This window comes from Metabacillus sediminilitoris (genome assembly GCF_009720625.1).
GTDB lineage: Bacteria > Bacillota > Bacilli > Bacillales > Bacillaceae > Metabacillus > Metabacillus sediminilitoris.
In genome coordinates this window covers 4,913,728-4,938,108 of the sequence record NZ_CP046266.1, presented here as the reverse complement: position 1 = coordinate 4,938,108, position 24,381 = coordinate 4,913,728, and the positions used below count along the sequence as shown (strand labels likewise).

Annotated in this window: 25 protein-coding genes and 1 other RNA gene; 17 read left to right on the top strand and 9 right to left on the bottom strand. The window is 36.9% G+C overall.

Annotated features, from left to right (window positions below):
• The first annotated feature begins 3 nt into the window (after positions 1–3).
• From eno to GMB29_RS23825, 10 genes are all read left to right on the top strand, one after another.
• The gene (gene eno / locus GMB29_RS23870) at positions 4–1,296 is read left to right on the top strand and encodes a phosphopyruvate hydratase (RefSeq protein WP_136358933.1); all 1,293 of its coding nucleotides are present in this window, start codon (positions 4–6) and stop codon (positions 1,294–1,296) included.
• Positions 1,297–1,565: 269 nt separating this feature from the next.
• Positions 1,566–1,799, top strand: coding sequence for a preprotein translocase subunit SecG (secG, locus tag GMB29_RS23865; RefSeq protein ID WP_136358931.1), 234 nt, complete (start codon positions 1,566–1,568; stop codon positions 1,797–1,799).
• 179 nt (positions 1,800–1,978) lie between these two features.
• Entirely contained in the window at positions 1,979–2,719 is a 741-nt protein-coding gene (locus tag GMB29_RS23860; protein WP_136358929.1) for an alpha/beta hydrolase, read from the top strand.
• Between the two features lie 15 nt (positions 2,720–2,734).
• Positions 2,735–5,089, top strand: coding sequence for a ribonuclease R (rnr, locus tag GMB29_RS23855; RefSeq protein WP_136358927.1), 2,355 nt, complete (start codon positions 2,735–2,737; stop codon positions 5,087–5,089).
• A gap of 156 nt (positions 5,090–5,245) precedes the next feature.
• Positions 5,246–5,716, top strand: coding sequence for an SsrA-binding protein SmpB (gene smpB, locus GMB29_RS23850; protein ID WP_136358925.1), 471 nt, complete (start codon positions 5,246–5,248; stop codon positions 5,714–5,716).
• Positions 5,717–5,869: 153 nt separating this feature from the next.
• Positions 5,870–6,209, top strand: a transfer-messenger RNA (tmRNA) gene (gene ssrA / locus GMB29_RS23845).
• A 1,001-nt stretch (positions 6,210–7,210) separates the two neighbouring features.
• Positions 7,211–7,735: a tubby C-terminal domain-like protein gene (locus GMB29_RS23840; protein WP_136358923.1), complete on the top strand. Its 525-nt coding sequence runs from the start codon at positions 7,211–7,213 to the stop codon at positions 7,733–7,735.
• A gap of 358 nt (positions 7,736–8,093) precedes the next feature.
• Positions 8,094–8,252, top strand: coding sequence for a hypothetical protein (locus tag GMB29_RS23835; protein ID WP_155443940.1), 159 nt, complete (start codon positions 8,094–8,096; stop codon positions 8,250–8,252).
• Between the two features lie 65 nt (positions 8,253–8,317).
• Positions 8,318–8,953 (top strand): FMN-dependent NADH-azoreductase, encoded by a 636-nt coding sequence (locus GMB29_RS23830; RefSeq protein WP_136358921.1) that lies wholly within the window; start codon positions 8,318–8,320, stop codon positions 8,951–8,953.
• Between the two features lie 176 nt (positions 8,954–9,129).
• Positions 9,130–9,405: a DUF2277 domain-containing protein gene (locus GMB29_RS23825; protein ID WP_136358919.1), complete on the top strand. Its 276-nt coding sequence runs from the start codon at positions 9,130–9,132 to the stop codon at positions 9,403–9,405.
• A gap of 124 nt (positions 9,406–9,529) precedes the next feature.
• On the opposite strand, the gene GMB29_RS23820 is transcribed toward GMB29_RS23825, so the two are convergent.
• From GMB29_RS23820 to GMB29_RS23800, 5 genes are all read right to left on the bottom strand, one after another.
• On the bottom strand, positions 9,530–9,907 hold the full coding sequence (locus GMB29_RS23820; protein WP_136358917.1) for a DUF5367 domain-containing protein: 378 nt from the start codon (positions 9,905–9,907) through the stop codon (positions 9,530–9,532).
• A gap of 723 nt (positions 9,908–10,630) precedes the next feature.
• Positions 10,631–11,452, bottom strand: a complete 822-nt coding sequence (locus GMB29_RS23815; protein WP_211091278.1) for an HYR domain-containing protein — start codon at positions 11,450–11,452, stop codon at positions 10,631–10,633.
• 432 nt (positions 11,453–11,884) lie between these two features.
• Entirely contained in the window at positions 11,885–13,108 is a 1,224-nt protein-coding gene (locus GMB29_RS23810) for an IS110 family RNA-guided transposase (RefSeq protein ID WP_155443939.1), read from the bottom strand.
• 516 nt (positions 13,109–13,624) lie between these two features.
• Positions 13,625–15,244: an MDR family MFS transporter gene (locus tag GMB29_RS23805; protein ID WP_136352448.1), complete on the bottom strand. Its 1,620-nt coding sequence runs from the start codon at positions 15,242–15,244 to the stop codon at positions 13,625–13,627.
• 31 nt (positions 15,245–15,275) lie between these two features.
• Positions 15,276–15,695, bottom strand: coding sequence for a MarR family winged helix-turn-helix transcriptional regulator (locus GMB29_RS23800; protein WP_136352449.1), 420 nt, complete (start codon positions 15,693–15,695; stop codon positions 15,276–15,278).
• Between the two features lie 494 nt (positions 15,696–16,189).
• Between GMB29_RS23800 and GMB29_RS23795 the strand changes: the two genes are divergently transcribed.
• The 3 genes from GMB29_RS23795 (at position 16,190) to GMB29_RS23785 (ending at position 19,341) form a co-directional block, all read left to right on the top strand.
• Complete coding sequence (locus tag GMB29_RS23795; RefSeq protein WP_136352730.1) at positions 16,190–17,008, top strand: YihY/virulence factor BrkB family protein; 819 nt, start codon at positions 16,190–16,192, stop codon at positions 17,006–17,008.
• Positions 17,009–17,212: 204 nt separating this feature from the next.
• On the top strand, positions 17,213–18,391 hold the full coding sequence (locus GMB29_RS23790) for a styrene monooxygenase/indole monooxygenase family protein (protein ID WP_136352450.1): 1,179 nt from the start codon (positions 17,213–17,215) through the stop codon (positions 18,389–18,391).
• A 296-nt stretch (positions 18,392–18,687) separates the two neighbouring features.
• Positions 18,688–19,341, top strand: a complete 654-nt coding sequence (locus GMB29_RS23785) for an NUDIX hydrolase (RefSeq protein ID WP_168733803.1) — start codon at positions 18,688–18,690, stop codon at positions 19,339–19,341.
• A 15-nt stretch (positions 19,342–19,356) separates the two neighbouring features.
• Here the strand turns inward: GMB29_RS23785 and GMB29_RS23780 are convergent, their stop codons facing one another.
• Positions 19,357–20,181 (bottom strand): MBL fold metallo-hydrolase, encoded by an 825-nt coding sequence (locus GMB29_RS23780; RefSeq protein ID WP_168733804.1) that lies wholly within the window; start codon positions 20,179–20,181, stop codon positions 19,357–19,359.
• 250 nt (positions 20,182–20,431) lie between these two features.
• Here GMB29_RS23780 and GMB29_RS23775 point away from each other — a divergent pair, with 250 nt between their 5' ends.
• Positions 20,432–20,659: a hypothetical protein gene (locus GMB29_RS23775; protein WP_136352453.1), complete on the top strand. Its 228-nt coding sequence runs from the start codon at positions 20,432–20,434 to the stop codon at positions 20,657–20,659.
• 258 nt (positions 20,660–20,917) lie between these two features.
• Here the strand turns inward: GMB29_RS23775 and GMB29_RS23770 are convergent, their stop codons facing one another.
• The gene (locus tag GMB29_RS23770) at positions 20,918–21,343 is read right to left on the bottom strand and encodes a CBS domain-containing protein (protein ID WP_136352454.1); all 426 of its coding nucleotides are present in this window, start codon (positions 21,341–21,343) and stop codon (positions 20,918–20,920) included.
• A 174-nt stretch (positions 21,344–21,517) separates the two neighbouring features.
• On the opposite strand from GMB29_RS23770, the gene GMB29_RS23765 reads away from it, so the two are divergent.
• Positions 21,518–21,820, top strand: coding sequence for a hypothetical protein (locus GMB29_RS23765; protein ID WP_136352455.1), 303 nt, complete (start codon positions 21,518–21,520; stop codon positions 21,818–21,820).
• A 145-nt stretch (positions 21,821–21,965) separates the two neighbouring features.
• Entirely contained in the window at positions 21,966–22,277 is a 312-nt protein-coding gene (locus GMB29_RS23760) for a hypothetical protein (protein ID WP_136352456.1), read from the top strand.
• Between the two features lie 85 nt (positions 22,278–22,362).
• Here the strand turns inward: GMB29_RS23760 and GMB29_RS23755 are convergent, their stop codons facing one another.
• Together GMB29_RS23755 and GMB29_RS23750 are read right to left on the bottom strand one after the other, a co-directional pair.
• A complete protein-coding gene (locus GMB29_RS23755) occupies positions 22,363–23,082 on the bottom strand; it encodes an ankyrin repeat domain-containing protein (protein WP_136352732.1) in 720 nt (239 codons plus the stop codon).
• A 40-nt stretch (positions 23,083–23,122) separates the two neighbouring features.
• Positions 23,123–23,584, bottom strand: coding sequence for a nucleoside deaminase (locus tag GMB29_RS23750; RefSeq protein WP_136352457.1), 462 nt, complete (start codon positions 23,582–23,584; stop codon positions 23,123–23,125).
• A 356-nt stretch (positions 23,585–23,940) separates the two neighbouring features.
• Between GMB29_RS23750 and GMB29_RS23745 the strand changes: the two genes are divergently transcribed.
• Complete coding sequence (locus GMB29_RS23745) at positions 23,941–24,372, top strand: helical membrane plugin domain-containing protein (protein WP_136352458.1); 432 nt, start codon at positions 23,941–23,943, stop codon at positions 24,370–24,372.
• Positions 24,373–24,381: the final 9 nt, after the last annotated feature.

Below are 24,381 nucleotides of genomic sequence, written 5' to 3'. Positions count from 1 at the left end.
TAAATGCCATACATTGTAGACGTATATGCTCGTGAAGTATTAGATTCTCGCGGAAACCCAACAATTGAAGTAGAAGTACACACAGAATCAGGTGCGTTTGGTCGCGCTATGGTACCAAGTGGTGCTTCAACTGGTGAATACGAAGCAGTTGAGCTTCGTGATGGAGACAAAGAGCGTTATTTAGGAAAAGGCGTTTTAAATGCAGTTAAAAACGTAAATGAAATCATCGCTCCAGAATTACTTGGTTTCGAAGTAACTGAACAAGTTGCAATTGACCAAGCGTTAATCGCTCTTGATGGAACTGAAAACAAAGGTAAATTAGGTGCCAATGCTATCCTTGGTGTATCTATGGCTGCTGCTCGTGCTGCTGCAGATTACTTACAAGTACCTTTATACCAATACCTTGGCGGATTCAGTGCAAAAACATTACCAGTACCAATGATGAACATCGTTAACGGTGGTGAGCACGCTGATAACAACGTTGACATTCAAGAATTCATGGTTATGCCTGTCGGTGCTGAAAACTTCCGTGAAGCATTACGCATGGGAGCAGAAATCTTCCATAGCTTAAAATCAGTTCTTCATGGTAAAGGTCTTAACACGGCTGTAGGTGATGAAGGTGGATTCGCTCCTAACTTAGGATCAAACGAAGAAGCTCTTCAAACAATCATCGAAGCAATCGAAAAAGCTGGTTACAAACCAGGTGAGCAAGTAATGCTTGCTATGGATGCTGCATCTTCTGAGTTCTACAACAAAGAAGACGGTAAATACCATCTTTCTGGTGAAGGTGTTGTTAAAACATCTGCTGAAATGGTTGACTGGTATGAAGAAATGTCTTCTAAATACCCAATCATCTCAATCGAAGACGGTTTAGACGAAAATGACTGGGAAGGTCATAAATTATTAACTGAACGCCTTGGCGGTAAAGTTCAACTTGTTGGTGATGATTTATTCGTTACAAACACGAAAAAGCTTGCTGAAGGTATCGAAAAAGGAATCGGTAACTCAATCCTTATCAAAGTTAACCAAATCGGTACATTAACTGAAACATTCGAAGCAATCGAAATGGCGAAACGCGCTGGCTACACTGCTGTTATCTCTCACCGTTCTGGTGAAACAGAAGATACAACAATTGCTGACATCGCAGTTGCTACAAACGCTGGTCAAATTAAAACTGGTGCTCCATCACGTACAGACCGTGTTGCGAAATACAACCAACTTCTTCGTATCGAAGATCAACTTGTTGATGCAGCAAGATATGATGGAATCAAAACGTTCTATAACTTAAAGAAATAATAATGTGATAAAGAAGGAGCTGCTCTAGAGCAGCTCCTTTTTATTGTGTTCCGTCGAAATTTGTCATTTGCAAGATTGTTAGCATAAGTTGCAAAATTACATTCGAAAGTTGCAAGATTCCTTGATTAAGTTGCAAGATAATCTTATAAAGTTGCAAGATTATTCGAAAAAGAATCACTTCGCCAAGAAATAACTCAATATTGTGTAAGAACCCTAAGTATGGTACATTTAAACTATCTAGATGTGCGTATATCAGGAGGTGGCGTTTCATGCATACAGCATTAATTATCCTACTTGTGTTAGTATCTATTGCTCTAATCACGGTTGTATTATTACAATCAAGTAAAAGCACTGGCTTATCAGGGGCAATCTCTGGTGGTGCCGAACAGCTTTTTGGGAAGCAAAAAGCTCGTGGACTTGATCTTATTTTACACCGCGCAACAATTGTCTTATCGGTACTATTTTTTATTTTAACAATCTTAGTCGCATATATTGTTCAATAATTTGTGAAGCAAAGGGTCTGGGGCATCAGGCTCTTTTTTTATTATGTTAAGACCTCCGAGCAAACTAATTGGTCATTAATCATACTTTTGTTTAAATAGAAATAAGCAGAATACATAAGTAATGCTAGTAAATATAGGATAAACTAATAAAAGATCTTGATGTTGAAGGAGTTATTAGAATGAAGAGAGTATTACCAAAGCCATTTACATTTGAGGGTGGAGAAAAAGCGGTTTTATTATTGCATGGATTTACAGGCAATACGGCAGATGTCCGTATGCTTGCACGTTTCCTAAGTGAAAAAGGGTATACATGCCATGCTCCACAATACAAAGGCCATGGCGTACCTCCAGAAGAGCTAGTTCATACAGGTCCAGAGGATTGGTGGCAGGATGTCGAGCAAGGATACAATCACTTGAAAAATATGGGGTTTAAAGATATCGCTGTTGCTGGTTTATCACTGGGAGGAGTGTTTTCCCTTAAACTAGGTTACACTGTACCTGTAAAGGGTATTGTTCCAATGTGTGCACCAATGTATATAAAAAGTGAAGAAGTTATGTATCAGGGAATTCTTGACTATGCTAGAAACTATAAAAAGTTTGAAGGGAAATCACCTGAAGTTATTGAAGAAGAAATGGTAGAGTTTGCGAAAACTCCGATGAATACACTTAAAGCCTTGCAGGAGCTTATTGCAGAAGTTCGCAATAATGTTGATATGATTTATTCCCCTACATTTGTGGTCCAAGCTAGACACGATAACATGATTAATACGGATAGTGCGAATATTATTTATAAAGAAGTAGAAAATGATCAAAAACAATTAATTTGGTATGAAGAGTCAGGTCATGTTATAACCCTCGACAAGGAACGCGATAAATTGCATGAGGATGTATACCAATTTTTAGAAAGCCTCGATTGGTAAAAAGGAGGATACGAGATGAGTCAAGAAAATCAAGAAATTCAAGTACATATTGATAAACTACTGGCTTTTATGAAAGAAGAAGCTTATAAGCCGCTCACTGTTCAAGAGCTTGAAGAAGCGTTTGGAATTGAGGATTCAGCGGAATTTAAAGATTTTGTCAAAGCCTTGGTGGCAATGGAAGATCAAGGACTTGTTGTCAGAACACGGAGCAACCGCTACGGCTTACCGGAAAAAATGAATCTATTAAAAGGAAAGTTAATTGGACATGCAAAAGGCTTTGCGTTTGTTGATCCGGAAGATACTAGCTTAGATGATGTGTTCATTCCGCCAACAGAGCTAAAAACGGCGATGCATGGTGATACCGTCTTAGTCAGAGTAAGTCCTAAAGCTTCAGAAACAGGAACAAGAACAAGACAAGAAGGTACCATCATTCGCATTTTAGAACGCGGTGTACAAGAAATTGTTGGAACATATACGGAAAGTAAAAACTTTGGCTTTGTGATCCCTGATGATAAAAAGATTGCCAATGATATTTTTATCCCTAAAAATGCATCAAATGGTGCAGTCGAGGGTCATAAGGTTGTTGTGAAACTAACAACCTATCCAGAAGGCCGGATGAGTGCAGAAGGGGAAGTCATTGAGATATTAGGTCATAAAAATGACCCAGGTGTTGATATCTTATCAATCATTCATAAGCATGGACTGCCAGGCCCGTTTCCTGAAGAAGCGCTCCAGCAGGCAAATGATGTTCCAGACTCAATTAGTGAAGACGATTTGAAGGATCGTCGTGATTTGCGTGATGAAGTGATTGTGACAATCGATGGTGCTGATGCGAAGGATTTAGATGATGCCGTTACTGTTCAAAAATTAGATAACGGACATTATAAGCTTGGCGTTCACATTGCTGATGTAAGCCATTATGTTACAGAACAATCGCCAATTGATCGGGAAGCATTAGAGCGCGGTACAAGTGTGTATCTTGTTGACCGAGTCATTCCAATGATTCCACACCGTCTTTCAAACGGAATATGTTCGTTAAATCCTAAGGTAGACAGACTAACATTATCATGTGTCATGGAAATTGATGAAGAAGGAACGGTTGTGAAGCACGATATTTTCCAAAGTGTTATTAAAACAACAGAAAGAATGACATATTCTGATGTAAACAAAATTCTTGAAGACCGTGATGAGGAGCTTATTCAAAAATATGAAGCACTTGTCCCGATGTTTGAACAAATGGGTGAGCTTGCACAGGTCCTTCGTACAAAACGGATGAACAGAGGAGCTATGGACTTCGATTTTAAAGAAGCAAAGGTTCTTGTGAATGATGAGGGAAATCCAACAGATGTTGTCATTCGTGAACGTTCTGTAGCTGAACGCTTAATTGAAGAGTTTATGCTCCTCGCCAATGAAACGGTAGCTGAACATTTTCATTGGATGAACGTGCCGTTTATTTATCGTATTCATGAAGAACCTAACACAGAAAAGCTGCAGCGATTTTTAGAGTTTATTACTAATTTCGGCTATGCTGTGAAAGGTTCGGCTAATGATATTCATCCGCGGGCATTGCAAAATATTTTAGAAGAAGTAACAGGTACACCTGAAGAAACGGTTATTTCTACGGTTATGCTCCGTTCCATGAAGCAAGCAAGATATGATCCAGAAAGTGTCGGGCATTTCAGTTTATCAACGGAATTTTATACACACTTTACGTCACCAATCAGACGTTACCCTGACTTAATTGTCCACCGTTTAATCCGTACGTATTTGATTGAAGGAAAAGTTGATGAAGGAACGCGCTCTAGCTGGGCGGAAAGTCTGCCTGTTATCGCAGAACAAGCATCAAATATGGAGAGAAGAGCGGTTGAAGCTGAGCGTGAAACAGACGAGTTGAAAAAAGCTGAATACATGCTAGATAAAATTGGTGAAGAATATGATGGCATGATTAGCTCTGTCACAAACTTTGGAATGTTCGTTGAACTGCCGAATACAATCGAGGGTCTTGTCCATGTCAGTTATATGACTGACGACTATTACCGTTATGATGAACGTCATTATGCAATGATCGGTGAGCGTACTGGAAATGTCTATCGAATCGGTGATGAAATAACGGTACGAGTTGTGAATGTAAATAAAGACGAGCGTTCAATCGATTTTGAAATTGTCGGTATGAAAGGGACAAGAAGACGTCCCGAAAAAGAAAAACCAAAGGTCATTTCAGTTGGAAAAGGCCGAAATGATGCTAAACAAAAAGATGGCCAGGCAAAACAAAAGGATGATGGCGAGTGGTCAACAAGACCACCTCGCAAAAAGAAAAAGAAGCATTATGAAAATGCACCAAAAGCAAAAAGAAAAAAGAAAAAACGTTAAATTATTGCAAGCTGACACGAACCTTTCGTGTCAGCTTGCCTTTCCGTTTGATGGAATCAATTTAAAAGTAACTGCGTAATCATTGAGATTACGTCCATTATTTGCTAAAATAATAGTCTATCGCTAAATCCGCAAGTTTTGAGGGGAGGGGAAACAATGCCTAAAGGAATGGGAAAAGTCGTTGCACAAAACAAAAAGGCGAATCATGATTTTTCTATCGAAGAAACATATGAAGCCGGCATTGTCCTTCAAGGTACAGAAATTAAATCGATTCGAAATGGCCGTGCGAACTTAAAGGATTCGTACGCACGTGTTGAAGGCGGGGAAGTCTTTTTACACAATATGCATGTGAGTCCATATGAGCAGGGAAATCGATATAATCACGAACCACTGCGTACAAGAAAGCTTTTGCTCCATAAACGTGAAATTGTTAAATTAATCGGTGCGACGAAAGAAGAAGGATATGCACTCGTCCCGCTGAAAATGTACTTAAAAAATGGCTATGCTAAAGTTTTAATCGGTCTTGGTAAGGGTAAAAAGAAATATGATAAGCGTGAAGACTTAAAGAAAAAAGAAGCAAAACGCGATATCGAACGTGCCTTCCGCGATCGCCAAAAAGATTATTAGGAAAAACCTTACAATTGCAATTTTGTATGAGTTTGATATAATAGGTTTTGTAAGACAGTCACTTACACAACAATTTCATAAGCAATTAAGCTTATTCTATCTTCATATCTCCCGTATTCCCTAGCTGGTATATACGGCTTATCATGGGGGCGTTACGGATTCGACAGGGGTAGTTCGAGCTTAGGTTGCGGGCCGAAGGGATCGTCTTCGTTAAAACGTCACGCCAATAATAACTGGCAAAACTAACAATAACTTAGCTTTCGCAGCTTAATAACTGCGTAGCTGTTCCTCCCTCCATCGTCCATGTGGTAGGGTAAGGGACTCACTCTTAGTGGACTACACCTAATTCCTCCGTCTGGGGATGATGGAAGAGATTAATCAGACTAGCTGCTCTGACGCCTGTCGATAGGCATAGGAGTTAGCGAAACTGCGAATATATCGACTACGCTCGTAGACGCTTAAGTGGCGATGTTTCTGGACGTGGGTTCGATTAGTAATTAGTCGCCTTATGTGGTAACACATAAGTGAAAATTCGGCTTTATCGGTGAAACCTAAGTCACCTAATTAGTGATAGGGCAATACCGAGCGGTATGTGGAGTAATCCAACAGCCGTGTATCGACTCATAGGCTGCCATTGCATGGGTAGTACTAGGATACGAAATTTCATCTGAACATGTTCAGATAAATCTACGTTTCGTATAATACGCCGAGGGGCCTGGTCTTCAGGTTCAAGATATAGTCAGTGCCATATCGAAAGTATGGAATAGCACGTCCCACCGTCTCCACCAAATACATAATTTGGTGGTTTTTATTTTGTTTTTTTTACCCCATATCAAGTAGAAAGAAGCATTATATTCGAAAAAATTACTCCTCAAATAATAACTTCTTTTTTAAAAGCGTTGGACTATATTTTCCGATTCTAAGTGTTACCCTTTCATAGTGTTTTAAAATCCATATGGCACGGTTTCTTTTTTTCTCGACTCTTAAATATCGTGATACATGTTTTAAAGTAAGCAATACATTCTCTTTTTTCTTTATTATTAATGTAAAGGAATCTTTATGTCGATCAGGATTATAATTCTTTTTATTATTAATTGTTCCTCCGGTTAAGGAAAAGATATAAATTAATAGTTCTTTGTCAGTTGAAGAAATTGTAATACATGGTCGTCAGTGTTCGTTTGCATGCAATCTAGTTAATGTGATAGAGCCTTCACCATCAATAATTCCTGCCCTAAATTTCCAACCTTTAAAAGGAACGTTTGTTCTGTGTTATAGTAATTATACATGAATAATTTAAAATAGGAATAAAGAAATGAAAAGATGATAAAAGAATGGGATAGACCTCTAAAAAGTAGTTTTAGTTATTTAAGGTGTCTATACTGTTTGTGTTTTTTTAGTAATTTTTGGGACCTTTGTACAATTGTAGAGAATAATTTCTTTTAAGTATATTTATAGAGTATTTAAAACAATAATTATATTCTTGGTGGTGAAGTCTTGGAAATCTATACATTTAAAAAACCCATCTTAAAAAAGTCTACAAAAAATATAGACATTATAGATTCTGAAGACCAAATAATCGGTAGCATTCAACGATATTTTAGAAACAAATTTGAATACATCGTTGATCAAATATTTGATGAATTATCTATCCATGTTAGAGTTTTTGATAAAAATGGAGATCTAAAAGTGAATGCACAGGAAGGTCCATTTATAAAAAATTTTCTAAAATCAAAATGGGATGTGAACGATAAGGAATATGGTGAGTTTCAACTAGTGGATCATACTAAAATTAAAACGAATGCAAGGCTTGCCTATACGATTCATAATCATCATTACAAGGTAGAAAAGGATATTTACAACAAGGTGACGAGGATTAAAGACAGTAGTGGAAAAACAATTTGCGAAATTACATATGATAAGCCTATTCCGCCTAAGACAATAACGATTAAAATTTTATCACCGGTTACTGATATATATACGATAGCCTGTATTTATTACCTTTTCTCGTTAAGGGATTAATGAAAGTGATGGTGAAAATAGTGGAGATAAGGTAATCATTTAAAAAAAGATAAAGTTATTTGTTCTTTTTAGAAATTTACAATATGGAGTAATTTAACCATAAAACATATATTCATACATGGGTGTACCTTTATACAAGTCAACAATCAGTCTCTTTTATTGAAAGCCTAATTTCTCAGTTTATCTCTGAGTCATTAGGCTTTTTATATTTGTTTCATCTTGACAATGAATTTCATTTTTTCCTGACGTTCCCTGATTGGACATAGAATCTTGTGGGATTTCTAATAAAATTACATCTTAAATTAACCAGTATGAAATATAGGAGGAGATAAATACTAAAATGATTGGAGGTGAAAAGATGGAGAAAAAACCAAATCATTATGATGGAAGTGCTTTATTTGACTTTACTGTAAATAATGAGACAACTAATGAATCGCAACAAATGACGGATGAAATGCGACAGAATATAAGCGGTAATCCTTACTTTTTCGAAGTGAATGAACTGACAAATCCATAGGTACAGGACTTACATAAAAATGTAAATGATACAGATGGAAATTTTAAAACAGAAGGAGAAAACAAATGGCAAAATTACTATACATTACAGCTCATCCACATGATGAAACACAATCTTTTAGTATGGCAGCAGGTACTGCGTTTATTGAGACCTACAAAGAAGTAAATCCGAATGATGAAGTCGTTCATATTGATTTATACAAAGAGAATATTCCTGAACTTGATACGGATGTTTTCAGCGGGTGGGGAAAGCTTCGGTCTGGTAGTGGATTTGAAGAACTTTCAGCGGAAGAAAAAGCAAAAGTGGGACGTCTTAATGAACTAAGCGAACAGTTTATGTCAGGAGATAAATATGTTTTTGTCACACCTTTATGGAACTTCTCATTCCCTCCAGTAATGAAGGCATATATAGATTCTGTTGCAGTTGCAGGTAAAACATTTAAGTACACAGAACAAGGACCAGTTGGTCTATTAACAGATAAAAAAGCACTTCATATCCAAGCGCGTGGAGGTGTTTATTCAGAAGGGCCTGCTGCTGAAGTAGAAATGGGGCATCGCTACTTAAGTATCATTATGAATTTCTTTGGAGTGCCTTCTTTTGATGGTTTATTTATTGAAGGACATAATGCTATGCCTGATAAAGCACAAGAAATCAAAGAAAATGGAATTGCACGTGCAAAGGACTTAGCTCATACTTTTTAATGGATTGTTAGCAATGACTTAGTTTACAATACATTTAGACGCTTTTCTGGAATAGGAAAAGCGTCTTTTCTTATGTTACTATGAAACTAGAAGCGAGGCATTTGTTCCTGAAAGTGGCGAACACCTCTCTATACGACATTATTTTATTCGAAAACAGCCAATAAAAGGAGAATCTTATGTGCCGAAACATTCGAACATTATTTAATTTTGATCCGCCAGCTACCGATGAAGAGATACATGCAGCCTCTCTACAGTATGTCAGAAAAATAACGGGCTATAACAAGCCGTCAAAGCTGAATGAAGAGGCATTCAATCATGCAGTCAATGAGATTGCCATGATCTCTAGAAACCTGTTTAACACCCTGGAAACCAATGCCGAGCCTCGCAATCGAGAGGTTGAAGCTGAGCGTGCTCGTGCTAGATCTGCTAAAAGGTTTGGAACAACTCAATAGGGATTATTTTGTTAGGATTTTGCGCCTCCTGTATTCTTTTAGCTTGTTCCAATAATTTGGCGCTTTCCTTCACTGTGGAGAGCTTTTTTGCGTGTTTGACATAGAAGGAGAATTCATAGTGAAACTAGTTATTTGTTGTCTTATTTTTTAAAGGAAATCCTGAAATTAATATCAAGCTATATCCCCACATTAACCAAGAAGCGAATAATGGTAGTGAATCACTATGTAAATTTGGAAACACTTTTTCAAAATAAAGAATACTAAATATATCTAAAATCATTCCTGGAAGAGCAATTTGGATTGAGGATCGTATACGTTTTGATTGCGGTATCTTCCTAAAGTAATAGTAAGGATATGTTGCGGCTGTAATTAAAGGGATTGTCAGAATAAAAACAGTTAGCAATAAAGGTTCATTGCCAGGAATTAGAAATAATTGTCCAAAAAAACGGAAAAGTAATGTGGCTGAAAGCCATAATAAAAAGCCCCAGAATATATTTTTCATAAAATTACCTCCTATTGGATGTATAGTAAATAATTCCGCGTTTATACTATTTCCCCTTCAATTAATTGGTAATTTTTACATTAAATTGATTCGCGTTGTTATTGCAAAAGATAAAGAAATAATGAACTAAACCAGTGTCTTTTTTAACGTGAAGTTTATAAAAGTGTTTTCTTATTTAACAAACAAAGAAAAAAGACGATTCCCATATCAGAATTAAAGGGTTTCGTTTTCAGGTGCTTTCTTAATAAAAGACATAGGAAATGACGTATGAATTGGCATACGTCATTTCCTTTATTTAACAAGGAATTTGGGAGTTTTTAATGATTATTGACATAGCAATTGACATCTATTTTTATGACGGACAATAAGTATTGTACAATTAAAAAATAAGGTCAAAACTACTGTCAATTTCAGTGTCGTTTACTTTACCGGTATTCTGCCCCCCTTCTTTAACTAACGGAGCAGTTTAGCCTAAGAGCGGTATTTGATTTTTATTTAACATGGGCATTAATATCGAATGTTTTTAAGTCTCCCTTTGGTTTCTTCAGAAGCAAATAAATAGATTCATCAATACAAAAAATAAGAAGTGAGAAACGCCAAGCACTTAGTAGTGAAAGGGTTGGCGTTTTTGTAAATTCGATATGGTTTATATTTGTCAACCGTGTATACAGATTTTTAGATTGTATTTATGTTTAGCAATGTAAAGGAAAAATTGTTTAATCATTATCCTCTTCTTCGTCTACATCTACCACTAAAAAATCGGCAAGGGTCTACAATCACCCTTACGTTGAACGAACAAGTACTGATGTTTCCAGATGCATCTGTTGCGGTACAAGTGACTGTTGTTGTACCAGGGGGAAAGAAGGATCCAGATTCTGGTGTACACACAGCCGTAACACCAGGAGAGTTATCGCTTACTATAGGTTCTTGAAAGTTGACAAATGCTCCACTTGTACCTGAATCATTGAAAACAGTGATATCGTCAGGACAAGTGATGGTCGGTGTACAACATGGATGAGTGGAGGGAACTAATAAAAGCTCCAACGAGTGATTAATAATATAGCCATCAAAGTTAGGGCCACAAGTGCAACCGGTATCAAGAAATGATTGTCCAGTCACACTTAATTCAATAATGATCGGTTCTTCGATAATGGTTGCTGATGCAACTACTTCAATCCCGACAAAAGGATCAAACGTTCTAACTATTGATTCGCCCGGTCCTACTTCAAAAATCGCATCATCATAAGAAATCTGTATAATATTGGGTGGATCTGCTAGAAAAACGTCAGAAGGTGGGATTTCACCAGGAACTACATTCCCTGTAAAAGTCGCATTTCCAGTTAAAATTTGTGCAAATATTTGATCTATTGTAAAACCACCAGCAAAACCTGGTCCACAAGCAACATTAATCAAGGTGATAAGGTTAATAACAAATGTTTCATTAGAACAAATTATCTGAGGGGCGGTTAGAGTATTAGTTATTGCTCCACATAGAGCAGATTGTGTGTCACTTATGGTTTCTGAACAATTGTTTGACAAAGGCATCAGCAAAACCTCCAAAAGTAGGTGGTTGAAATGCATTGATATTAAAGGGAAAACCTCTAAAGTTAAAAGTTACCATTTTTTGTTCTCCTTTTATATATTTTTCCAAATATACTGGTTACAAGTTCTTACTAACTCCCAACCCAAATCACAGTTTTTGTTTTTAAGAGATTAGCTGGACAACATAAATGAAGAAATGAAAAGCCTACTAGTTATATCTATACACCCGTAATATATGTTACAAGTAGTCCTAAAGAAGCTTATACAAATGGTGGAAAGAAAAATTGGCAGATACCTAAATTATTAAGCTACTATGAAAATTAAATTATGTAAGGAAGAAAAGAAGGCAATACTAAAGAAGACGCAGCTCATTCATTTTTAAAAAAGGAGAGCGCCTGATTCATAGGCTATTAAAAAGCTAATCTTTAGACTGGATCAGGATGCTTCTGTTTCTGTCAGCGAAACGGTGTAGCCTAAGCTTTCAAGACGACGAAGCGAATGACGTACAATTGATTGTGCTCTTTGTTTATCAAAGTAGTCTTCACCTAAGTCTACATACATTTCTTTTCGTGTTAAAAGATAGTAACATATTCGCAATATGGCATGAGAGACAACAATAGCAGCGCGTTTTGTACCCTTGCGGGCAGCTGTACGTCGATACAATGCCCCAAGGTAGTTTTTAGATCCTCTTACTGAGTGAGCTGCTTCTTGTAAGGCTGATTTTAAATATTTATTCCCTTTCTTAGTTTTGGAAGATTTTCTTTTACCAGCACTTTCGTTTTGTCCTGGAACTAACCCTGCCCAAGAACACATATGAGCAGCGCTTGGAAATTGATTTTTAACATCAGTTCCAATCTCAGCTAGAATCTGTTCTGCCATACGGGTAGCGACACCTGGAATTGAATCTAAACGTTCAACGTCATCTTGATAAGAACTCATTCTTTCTGCAATTTCATTATCAACCTTCTCGATTTGATCTGTAAGAAAATCAATGTGAGTGATAATTGTTTTAAGCATCATTCGCTGATGAGGGCTAATGTAGCCTCGTAATGCTAACTCTAGTTCCTCTTTTTTCTTTTTCAATGTTCTGCGAGCGAAGCTTGCGAGCTTTACGGGATCATCTTCTCCATCAGCAATCGCACGAAGCATCTCCATAGCGGAAACACCCTTAATTTGTGACACAACTGAACCCAGTTTAATGTTAGCACCTTCTAACACTTTTTGGATTCGATTTTGTTGTCTCGCCCGTTCTTGAATGATACTTCTACGGTATCGAACTAATTCTCGTAATTCTCTTTGATCTCGATTGGGAATATAGCTAGCTTTTATTAATCCATGACGAAGAAGCTTCGCAATCCACTCAGCATCATTTACATCAGTTTTCCGTCCAGGAACAGCTTTAATGTGTTGTGCATTGACTACTAAAAATTCAATTCCCTCACTTTCTAGTAAATTCACAATTGGCTTCCAGTATACGCTGGTGCTTTCCATGGCAACATGAGAACAATTGTGTTCCTTAATCCAGTCTAGTAGTTTTAACAAAAACACGGTTTTCGTTGAAAAAGTTTGAATCTCCTTTCCTTCTGGTGTAAGAATACATGCGGTGATAGAGTCTTTATGAACGTCCATCCCACATGCTCGTTCAATGATTACATCCATTTTAATTTTCCTCTCTACGACATATTATTAGTGGAGGCTGGTGCAACAACCAGAACAGGGATTAATCTACTATGAGTGCTTCCGCAAGGGAGCAACAGTCAGTGGTGCACCGTGGTCGAAGGAGTCAGACTAAAGGGTGGGCTCTAACGCACCATAGTTTATCGACCTTCCTCTCCCAGCCGTAAAATCAGTATTGACGGTTCTAGACCATTTTCATTCTCTGTGGTGCAGCGCTGATTTTTGCGCTGCATGGGCGGCTAAAGGGTAGCTTTAGTTCAATAAGGATCCGGTATTTTTAATAAAGAAAACTCGCCAATACTGTGGCGAGTTTTGCTTTTTTTATAAACCATTATCAATGTCAAAACTAGTGTCATTTCGGCACGATTTTTCGGAAAAGCACCTCAAAACGGAACCCTTTACTTATCAGAAAGAATCGTCTTTTTCAGGTTGAAACTTTACGAGTGACATGTCTGAAATCCTTTTTAAGGTTACCGATTATCGTAACAACGAGAACTCCTAATTACCAAACTGCAGGGATTTCTTCTCATCATCATTACGCACTGTACTTTCCGTCACTTCATTACTTGTTCTCAAAGGGATTTCCTTTAAAAAGAAAACAAGAATAAAGGCTGCAACAAGAACAAGAGTACCTGTTAAGAAAACAGTTGATAATGTTTGACCTAAAGCATCTCTAATACTATCAATCATTTGAATGAAAATCTGTTGGACGTCTGCTGGTAAGCTTTCTTGTGTTTTTTCAAGCAATGGTTTGTTCATTAATGCTTGAGGATTTGCAAATGCAACCATTTGTTCTGTGACTTTTGGATCTAAGGAAGTAAGAGTTGCTGCCGAAGATGATTGCATGGACTCTTTAAGATTAGTAGCCAAATTATTAGACATAACTGTCCCCATTACAGCAACACCAATTGTCCCACCAAGATTACGGAATAATTGAGAAGATGCAGTAGCAACCCCTAATTCTTCATGTGATACAGCATTTTGAGTGGCAAGTGAGAACACTGGCATACCTAATCCGAGTCCTATCCCAAATACAATCATGCTTGTTACAGCCATTGCGACATTATCCATAAAGATCATGATCGCCATACCTGCAATCATGATTGGAACGCCAATCATTGCAAAGCGTTTATATTTGCCAGTTTTCGCCATCATTTGACCAGTCATTGCACTTGCAAAAACCATCACAATCGACATTGGCATTGTTACATATCCAGCATAAGTAGGTGAAATTCCTAATACCCCTTGAACAAAGAATGAGAGATAAATCATTGCACCCATCATACCGAAGTTCATAATAAAACCAATTAAGTTTGAGATTGTCACGACATTGTTTTTAAACAAGTGAAGTGGCAAGATTGGATTTTTTGCTTTTGATTCTACAAAAACAAAGATACATGCTGAAAGAAGTGAAGCAATTAAAAGTCCGATAATTTGAAAGGATGCCCATTCGTATTCGGTACCAGCCCAAGAGAAAGCAAGCAATAAAGGGACAATGGTTGTTGTCATAAATAGGGAACCTAAGTAATCGATACTTTGAACATTCTTTTGCTGAACTTTTGGAAAGAGCATCATAATCATAACAAATGCTACAATACCAACCGGAAGGAAAATCCAGAATAACCAATGCCAATCTAAATGATCGACTAAATAGCCGCCTAATAATGGCCCAAGTACACTAGAGAATCCAAATACAGCTGTTAATAATCCCATCCATTTGCCACGTTCACGTGGTGGAAATAAGTCTCCTACAGCTGTAAATGCAGATGATTGGATAATCCCTGCACCAATCCCTTGGATCCCTCGATATAAAATAAACTGATAAACGTCAGATGAAGTCCCTGTTAAGAAAGCACCTAACATAAATAACAAAATCCCGATTAATAAAAAGGGTTTTCGTCCGTACATATCAGAAAGCTTTCCAACAAGCACTGTGGCTATTGTTGATGTTAATAAATATATATTTATCGTCCATGTATAATAATCCATACCATCTAGAATGGCAATAATACGAGGCATTGCCGTACTAGTGATCGTTTGATTGATTGCCGCAAAAAACATGGCAGCCATAATCGCAATCATGATCGATACTTTTCTTTTCGCTGATAAATGTTCCATTTTCTCGCTCTTCTCCATAATGAAATTTTGATTAAATGTTTGAATTTAAGATTGTAAAAATTCTTTTTAAATGTTGGATATCTTCCTCTGAAAGCTTTCTAAAGTGCATATGCATCAATTTTTCTTGATCCTTCAGAATTTCTTCAATCGCTGCTTTTCCTTTCGAAGTGATGGTGATGTCTACGACTCGGCGATCTATACTTGAACGCTCTTTTTTCACATATTCCTCTGCTAGTAGTTGGTCTGTTACACCTGTTACGGCAGCTGGAGTAATGTATATTGCTTGAGCAAGCTCAGAAACCTTCTGTGGACCATCCTTCTCCAATTTATAGAGTAATTTAAACTGTGTGATATTCAGTTTATAACCTCTTTTATTCCACTCATGGGATATTCCTTTAATAAACATGCTGAACTTTGTGGAGACCTCGAACAATTCTTCACTATTAGCCACAGATCATTCCTCTCTCTCAACTTTCTTTTAGTAAATTAATAGTTAACTAAGTTAATCATTAAGTAATGAATAATATATTCCTAAATTAGTTGTATGTCAAGCGATTGTTTTTATACAAGGCTGTTTTCGCAAACTTTGTTGCTATTTACTAAGTAGTTCGGTGTGGTTGATTTACGCTCCAGATGCTCGCTTTCCGCGGGGCGGGCGGTGAGCCTCCTCAGCGTAAACGCCTGCGGGGTCTCACCTGTCCCGCTGCTCCCGCAGGAGTCTCGCAATCTGCTCCCATCAACCTTAATTAGTTTTCGTTTTACAAGCTATAATCTCTTAGAAAAGTAACTTGAGGTCAGAGGTAAGTCTTATAAGTGCATGGAAGTAATTAATAAATTTTTCAAACAGAGATTAATCTGCCTCAAATAAGGGAACAGAAAAACATACAATGATGAATAAATGAGGTGATTGCTTTGAAGGATACAATTCTTCTTTACGGCAAGAAAATGATAAAAGAATTTAAAGAGGACAGGGTGACAGGCTTAGCTGCCCAGCAAGCTTATTATTATTTTCTCTCTCTGATCCCAATGTTAATTTTATTAGTTTCGATTGTTCCATACTTGAATATTGATCCTAATAAAGCATTAGCTTTCATGGATAATGTCTTAGCACCAGAAACGGCTCAGCTGATCAAGGATAATATTCTCACTATTATTAGTAATGAAAGTGGGGGATTACTAACATTTGGTATTATCGGAACGATTTGGTCTGCATCAAGCGGGATGGATGCTTTTATCAGGGCAATGAATATTGCCTATGATGTTGAGGAGACAAGATCATTTATTAAAATTAGATTAATTTCAATCTTCTTGACGCTTGGATTGATTTTATCCATTGTTGTTGCCCTTGTTTTTCCAATTTTTGGACAAGTGATCTTTGATTTTGTTCAATCCTTTATTCCAGTCTCTGAGCAATTTGAGGTGATCATTACGATTTTACGCTGGGGAATTGCTGGCATTGTCATCATCGGATTTTTAATGACTTTATACCTTGTTGCACCAAATAAACGGTTTCCGTGGAAGCATGTGATACCTGGAGCTGTTTTTGCTGCTTTATTATGGCTGGTCGGTTCAATTGCCTTCTCATTTTATGTCAGTAATTTCGGGAATTATACCGCTACTTACGGAAGCTTAGGCGGAGTCATTGTCCTCATGCTATGGCTTTTCCTGACAGGACTCACCTTTGTGTTAGGTGGAGAAATTAACGCTGTTTATCATCGGGAAAAAAGCCAAAAACTGATTACGCAAAAGGCTGTTTCCTCTTAACTAAAAAATGCATACGAGTAAGCAGGCCAATTCATAAACGGATTGGTCTTTTTAATCATGACCTATAGCATTCAATAAAGGGATCTTTTGACTTAGACAGCAATACAACGAAATTAAATAAATCGTCTCATTTACTACATAAGTTATTTTCTTTTAGACTATATAAGTCAGAAAATACCAATTTCATTTAAAGGGGAGAGGCTCTTGAAAAGGAAAATATGTATTATAGGCAGTGGCACAGCAGGCTTACAGCTAGCTTATTCTTTAAAAGAAGAATTTGATGTGACGGTTGTTCACGCAAACTCTTCTGATAAGATCCAAAATGGCCGAATACTGTCAACCCAAGTACACTTCGGCTCTACAAGAAATCGAGAAAATCGCTTTAACATGCCAAAATGGGAAGATACGACGCTTCTTAACAGTATCCATATGACGATTGGGAATCAAAAACTATTTGTTGGAAAGCTAAAAGAGCCGGCATTATCTGTTGACCAGCGTCTCTACTTTTCACAAGGTATGAAGGATCTTGAAACAAAGGGAGTCTCATTTCGTCATCTAAGAGTACATAAAGAACAAATTGAAAGTTTCGTAGCTGAGTTTGATTTACTGATTGATTGTACAGGGAAATCGGGTCCTCTTTTTCCATTTCCTATAGAAAGTGAGCTTTCCCCTTTCCAAGTGCCGCAAAGAAAATGTATCGTAGGTTATTTTTTCGGAGTCAAGCCAAATCAACCACTAGGTGTTAGCGTAACCGTCCTGCCTGGAATAGGGGAGATGTTTGAAATTCCTGCACTAACAGAACATGGATCTGTTACGATATTGTTTCTTATGGCAATTCCAGACAGAGAGTTAGATGTATTTAAAAAGATGAATAACAAAAACGCATTTACACATCAAATGAAAAATGTAACAAGGGAATATTTCCAAGACATCCACGAACGGATCGAACAAGATATGTTTGCTCTTGCTGATGATAATGCCTTCCTTCAGGTTGCCATTAAACCTGTCATTAGGAAACCTTACGTAACCTTTAAAAATAAACTAGTAGTTGGATGTGGAGATAGTGTTTTTCTTAATGATCCCATTACTGGCCAAGGGTGTAATCTTTCATCATATTGTGCTGAAAAATTGTACGAAACGTTGATACAATATAAAGATTCAAACTGGGATATCCGAGTGGGTGAGGCATATTGGGATCAAACAAAAGCATATGTAAAAGAAGTGACAGAATGGACAAATGCAATGACTAAGGACCTTCCACAGCATGTTATTCAAATGCTGTTAGGGGGTGCAGAAAACCAAATGATTGCCGATGAGGTCGCAAATTGGTTTGCGGATCCGCGTAAAGCATATGAAGCTTTTTTTCAACCATCTAATCTTTAATAGGTAAACTGAAAACAAATGTTTATTAAATGTCTTACCTAATAGAAGGATTTCTTGTAAATCTACTAAAGCTATGTGAAGAAAATTTAAATACGTATTTGTTAAGAGAGTTATACATAATCATACTCTCTTTTTTTTTTTGAACAAATTTACTAACAATTATAGGCGAAAGTACTTTTTTAGTAGAAGAAAGGAAAATTCAATTAAACAATGAATATATATAGATAAGAAAATATGTAAATGGATAGAAATATTTTTATTCAATGAATAGCGCAGGTAGAATAAGGAGGGAAAAGATGACAGTTAATCCTAAACCAGCTGCAACAGTAGTGTTAATGGATGATATGTCCAGAATTTATTTAACGAAAAGGCCAGTAACGATGAAATTTTTAAGCGGCTATTATGTATTTCCAGGTGGTACAGTAGACAAAGATGACTATATACAAGAATGTGAGTTTAGCCTGAATGAAAAACGGGATGTCTCATTTGATCATGCATTTTATGTAGCAGCTGCAAGGGAATTGTTTGAAGAAGTAGGTATTTTACTTTGTGTCAATAACGAGGGATCTGCTGTACGAATGAATGAAGAAACAGAAATAACCTACCGTCGACAGCTGATAAATAGAGAAATATCATTTGTATCAATGTTAAAAAAAGAGGGTCTTTATTTAAATATTAATGCTTTAACCTACTTTGGGCACCTCACATCACCCAAAAAGAGTCCTATTCGCTTCGATACACGTTTTTTTCTTGCTCAGCTGCCGAAAGATCAATCCCCAAAACCGGATTTATATGAAATTGAGAAAGCTTTCTGGTTTTATCCAGATGAAGCATTATCAGCTTTTCAGAGTGGAAAGATTTCATTGGCTGCTCCCACAGTTCTTGCCCTCAAAACGATTAAGAACTATGTAAACGGCAGCTTATTAATGATGCCTGAGATCCAAAGGTGAAAAACAGTCAACTTTTTAAGAGCGTAAAGAATAAGCAGAATTCTGTAATCTGACAGCACCTTCTCTCATCAGCTTGATGAGATGTGCCTCTGTCGTTCTTTTTGCAACATTGTATACCTTAGGGTGAACGTTCTCTTTATAAATCATTTCACTCAATTGATCAGACGTTAAATCCTTATGTTCCTTTAGAAGTGATTTAATTTGATTTTCACGATCTAACCGGCGATTTATAACAAATTCAATATGTTCATATGGCTTTAAAACCCAATCACCATGACCTGGTCCTATTTTTTTTAATGTCAATTGTTTTAAGCGTTGCAATGTTTGAAGGTAGTCAGACATATCTCCATCTGGCGGACCGATCCATGATGTTCCTTGGGCTACGATATTATCTCCAGCAATAAGAACTTGTTGTGATGGAAGATAGAGGTTTAATTGTCCAGAAGTATGACCTGGAGCATGCAAAATTATCACTTCCTCGCCTGCGACCTTGATGATTTCGGTATCATTTAAAAACTTTATTTCTCGTAAAGGTGAAATAGAAGCAAGGACTTCTTGTCTTTCAAAAGAATGACAAAAAACAACAGGGTTCCACTCCTTTAATTGCCGTACACCTGGTGCATGGTCTTGGTGTGAGTGTGTAAGAATGATGGAAGCTGGTGTTGCAAGTTCGTTTTCCTTAATGGCTCTTACTAATTCTATTTTCGTTTCTTTTTGATCATATCCGGCATCAACTAAGATGCATTCCTGCTTATTTCCGATTAAGTAGCAATTCGTTGTCGTATATGGCTTTAACGTTGGCGAAGGAATCGGTACCCGAATCACTTTTAGCGTCTCCATCAAAATCATCCTTTCATTATACCTGCTTATATAATAACTAACGTAATATTCATGAAAACATCTTGAAATTCCTGCTTTAGCATAGACTCTATCGCCATATTCCTTGTTAAAGAACGTAAAAAAATGCTAAAGGAGAATGACACTTGGGGAAGTCAGCAAGTATTTTTAGGACATGCTGGTTGAAAAAAGTGAATAAACATAAATTTAAAGTCAACTATAAAGATAAGAATGATAAACGAGGAGATTTATTGTGGAGCCATATAAAATAAATAACATGATTATTGATGATGAATTTGATGGTGAGGAATTTGTGACAGCAGACTTTACTCACCAAAATGAAGAGTATAGCATTACGTTTAAAAAAGCAGACCTTGAAATCGTTAATGCCTGGATATTTAAGGAGGGTACGTCACTTCCTGCGAATTTATCTGATCATACGATTGAATTAATAAGGGAAGATGTAAAAAAGAGAATCTAAAAAAATGTTTTAATAAGCAGCTTCGTATGATAGGGTAGCGATTCTCAAGAATCGCTTTTTCTTATTGGCCCAACTGAAAGTAAATAGTAGTATCTGCAGTCTTTCGTGGAGGAGAACAAGTAGGTAAACAAATAAAGAAAGAGAACGACCCGTCACCAAGAAGTTCCCTTTTCTATTATCTTAGAATGAAGAAATGAAGATTTAAAACAAACACATATTATTACACAAAAAATCCGTGTCAGTTAATACTTAAAAAACTCATTTATTAGGTTCAGCTGGCTCTGAAATATCTTGAAGGGCATCTCCTGCTTTATCATTTGACTGATTATTAACTGCTAAATCACCAAGAGAGACGATTCCAATTAATTTATCCCCTTCCACAATTGGAAGTCGACGAATTTGTTGCTGTGACATGATCGTTGCCGCTTCCTCAACAGACATATCCTTCGTTCCTTTGACGACATCATTTGTCATTAATTTAGAAACGGTCGATTCACTTGAAAGGTTATTGGCTATTCCATTTATGACTAAATCACGATCGGTGATCAATCCTACTAATTTTCCGTCTTCACAAATTGGAATAGCTCCTACTTCTAGTTCTTTCATTTTTTCGGCAACTTCTTTACACGAATTTTCAGGTGTACAACTATCAACATTTGTTGTCATAACTTCAGCAACTTTCATTGAAACTCCTCCTTTATTATGAATCACTCACATTTAGTACATACCCGCCTTATCATTTATAAAACGAGTTATTAGAATCCGCCTTTTTATGTTTAGGACAATTACATGTTTGTTTAAAGTCGATTCTTGCGGGGTAAAACCTACATAACATAACCTGAGAAGGGGGAATTAACAATGGATAGTAATTGGAAGAAAAAATTTATGGTCGGTGGAATGGCTGCTGCTTTATCATTCAGTGTATTAGCAGGCTGTGGTGATGGTGTGGACCAAGACAATGGTGTGAGTGATGGGGAACAAAAGGATGAAGTAGACGAAAATGAAGAGGTGAAAGAAGGATTAGAAAATGATGTCAATGATGCACAGAAAGAGTTGGAAGAAAGCGGTGTAGGTGATGGGGTCGATCAAGACAATGGTCCTAGCGATGGTGAAGAAAAGGACAGTGTAGATGACGAAAATAAAAATCCAGAAACAAACTAAGGATTGGGATTCCTTTATATAAGTAATTACCTGATCCTGCATAAGTCGGGAATAAGCGATTTGGATCTCTTATTGTCTTATACTGTTCAAGTCGCTTGCGCTTTTGTGGTCTAAAATAAGCTGTCAAAGTTGGGAGGCATTTAAAATGACTAAGACATATTATGTTTCTGTTGAAGCCGAGGATATCCAAGAATCCAAATTGGATGACCATCTGCACTATTATGAAATCGAAGCTACAAAGGAGCAAATACAGGTAATAGCGAATATCCTGCGTGAGATCAAACGAACAGAATATGATCCAAAACCGATTATTACATCGTTAAATGAAGAAAACGGGATAAAAACACGTGAAGAACAGCATCATTTGATTAAAAATCTATATGAAAAAATTTATCAGCTAGGAACCTTTGAGACAAAACAAGAGATCCGTTCATTACAGATTTTAAACCAGCTTTGAAAGAAAGCTGGTTTTCTGTGTACAAGCATTCACACTATCTAACTGAAACTGTTTATTAGTTGCAACCTTAACTCCCACAATTTTTTTATTTTGCTCCTGCTTTTAACAATATTTCTTCTATTTCTTTAAAGCCCTTTTCACGTGCATGCTGTAAAGGAGTCACATTTTCTTTGTCTGGAATGTTCACATCTGCTCCATGTTCGATCAGCAATTGCACCGTTTGCTGCTGTGTTTCGTTGCCATTATTTAATATAATGGCTTCCATTAGAGCAGTCCAACCTAGGTTATTCACATGATTTACATCAATCTCAGTATTGGTAAGAAGCTCTTTCACAACATCTACATAGCCATGCTCTGACGCTGGGATCAAAGCAGTGCCTCCATATCGGTTTGTAATGGCGGGATCAGCACCGGCAGCAATTGTCAGCTTCAGAATCTCGATAAATCCTTCTGCACCAGCATATAGGAAGGGGTTGTTTTTCATGTCATCCTGGATGTTTACGTCAGCCCCAGCCTCAATAAGGACATTGGCCGTCTTTCTATCATTGTTATATGTCGCAATCATGGCCGCAGTACGTCCTTGTGAGTCCTGGATATTTATATTTGCGCCTTTCTTAATGAGGGTTTTTATCCTATCAGTTTCTCCATGTTCTGCTGCTTGAAGTAGCTGTTCATTTATTTCTTCACTCACGATTTCTCGCTCCTTTGCCTGCTTGTTGGCCTCTCCACTCTCATTTGAAACACATCCCTGAAGCAAAAGGCTGCAGCCAATAAATACGATCAGCCATTCCGGTATAACTAGCATCTTCTTCTGCATGAGATGTGACAAGAAAGGAATATGCAACTTAATCGTTCCTTTCTTTCCAAAGAACAAATGGGTCTTTCTCTGGTATAAGGTTGTTCAGCTTAATTAATTTAATATCTCGTTCTTCTTTTGGAAGACTTACTTGCTGATAAACATATTTCGTTCCTAACCCGGCCGCTTCCTCGTCTTCAGCAGTAAATGCATAATAAACATGTTGAATATTTGCCCAGTAAATGGCACTTAAACACATCGGACAAGGCTCACCGCTTGCGTAAAGCTCACAGTCTGAAAGGTCAGTTTTAGTAAGGATACGACAAGCTTCACGGATAGCTTGAAGTTCAGCATGTGCTGTAGGATCATGTGTTTCGAGGACATCGTTTACCCCCTTTGCAACAATCCTTCCATCTTTAACAATGAGTGCCCCAAATGGTTTACCCTTTTTGTTTTTCGTATTGTCATAAGCTAACTCGATGGCCATTTGCATAAATTCTTTTTGACTCATATCCATGCACTCCTTTGAAAAGGTAATTCATTTCTAAGATATCATAATATTAAGGCAAGTTATTTTATTAAAATTCTACTAATAGGTTGTAGAATAAATATTTTAAACCTATCATCATAATTTGTATTTTTTCAGTAAAAACTAAACATAAGAAATTATTCTAATGATACTTTAAATTGTGTACTTAATCACAAAGATGGTGATTTTTAAAGCATTTTAAAGGATTTCTTAGATAAACCGATAATATTTTAAAAAAATTCGAATAGTCCAGGATAACAAATTGAGTTATAATAGAAAAAGCGGCTTTTTATATCCCACTAATCATTCAGTATTACATATGTAAAGGAGAATTGGATATGTCAGAAACAAATACACAAACAAAACCTGAACAAGTTTCACAAAGCTTGTCAGCTAATCAAGAACTCCTTGATCAGTTATTAAAACCTGAGGTTCAGGAGTCTTTAACTACATTAGTTGAACAGCTTCCAAAATTGACTGAACTTGTTAATGTTTTAACAAAGTCTTATGATTTCGTTCAATCTGTTTCAACAGATGAAGTATTAAAAAATGATACAGTTGGAGCGATTACAGAGCTTCTAGAGCCTGTAACACACTCTGTTAAAAATGTAGCAGCTACTGCTATTGAAGCGAAGGATCGTGCAGAGGAAAGCAACGAAGTGATCGGTTTATTCGGTTTATTAAAAATGTTAAAAGATCCACAAGCACAAAAGCTATTCCGTTTTGTAAATGCTTATTTACAAATTTCTAACGAACGTGGTACAAAATAATACTTAACA

Bases quoted from the DNA above. Each gene is read 5' to 3' on its own strand.
- eno (WP_136358933.1), top strand. From the start codon at position 4: ATGCCATACATTGTAGACGTATATGCTCGTGAAGTATTAGATTCTCGC.
- secG (WP_136358931.1), top strand. From the start codon at position 1,566: ATGCATACAGCATTAATTATCCTACTTGTGTTAGTATCTATTGCTCTA.
- GMB29_RS23860 (WP_136358929.1), top strand. From the start codon at position 1,979: ATGAAGAGAGTATTACCAAAGCCATTTACATTTGAGGGTGGAGAAAAA.
- rnr (WP_136358927.1), top strand. From the start codon at position 2,735: ATGAGTCAAGAAAATCAAGAAATTCAAGTACATATTGATAAACTACTG.
- smpB (WP_136358925.1), top strand. From the start codon at position 5,246: ATGCCTAAAGGAATGGGAAAAGTCGTTGCACAAAACAAAAAGGCGAAT.
- GMB29_RS23835 (WP_155443940.1), top strand. From the start codon at position 8,094: ATGGAGAAAAAACCAAATCATTATGATGGAAGTGCTTTATTTGACTTT.
- GMB29_RS23830 (WP_136358921.1), top strand. From the start codon at position 8,318: ATGGCAAAATTACTATACATTACAGCTCATCCACATGATGAAACACAA.
- GMB29_RS23825 (WP_136358919.1), top strand. From the start codon at position 9,130: ATGTGCCGAAACATTCGAACATTATTTAATTTTGATCCGCCAGCTACC.
- GMB29_RS23820 (WP_136358917.1), bottom strand. From the start codon at position 9,907: ATGAAAAATATATTCTGGGGCTTTTTATTATGGCTTTCAGCCACATTA.
- GMB29_RS23815 (WP_211091278.1), bottom strand. From the start codon at position 11,452: ATGCCTTTGTCAAACAATTGTTCAGAAACCATAAGTGACACACAATCT.
- GMB29_RS23810 (WP_155443939.1), bottom strand. From the start codon at position 13,108: ATGGATGTAATCATTGAACGAGCATGTGGGATGGACGTTCATAAAGAC.
- GMB29_RS23805 (WP_136352448.1), bottom strand. From the start codon at position 15,244: ATGGAACATTTATCAGCGAAAAGAAAAGTATCGATCATGATTGCGATT.
- GMB29_RS23795 (WP_136352730.1), top strand. From the start codon at position 16,190: ATGATAAAAGAATTTAAAGAGGACAGGGTGACAGGCTTAGCTGCCCAG.
- GMB29_RS23785 (WP_168733803.1), top strand. From the start codon at position 18,688: ATGACAGTTAATCCTAAACCAGCTGCAACAGTAGTGTTAATGGATGAT.
- GMB29_RS23780 (WP_168733804.1), bottom strand. From the start codon at position 20,181: ATGGAGACGCTAAAAGTGATTCGGGTACCGATTCCTTCGCCAACGTTA.
- GMB29_RS23770 (WP_136352454.1), bottom strand. From the start codon at position 21,343: ATGAAAGTTGCTGAAGTTATGACAACAAATGTTGATAGTTGTACACCT.
- GMB29_RS23765 (WP_136352455.1), top strand. From the start codon at position 21,518: ATGGATAGTAATTGGAAGAAAAAATTTATGGTCGGTGGAATGGCTGCT.
- GMB29_RS23760 (WP_136352456.1), top strand. From the start codon at position 21,966: ATGACTAAGACATATTATGTTTCTGTTGAAGCCGAGGATATCCAAGAA.
- GMB29_RS23755 (WP_136352732.1), bottom strand. From the start codon at position 23,082: ATGCTAGTTATACCGGAATGGCTGATCGTATTTATTGGCTGCAGCCTT.
- GMB29_RS23750 (WP_136352457.1), bottom strand. From the start codon at position 23,584: ATGAGTCAAAAAGAATTTATGCAAATGGCCATCGAGTTAGCTTATGAC.
- GMB29_RS23745 (WP_136352458.1), top strand. From the start codon at position 23,941: ATGTCAGAAACAAATACACAAACAAAACCTGAACAAGTTTCACAAAGC.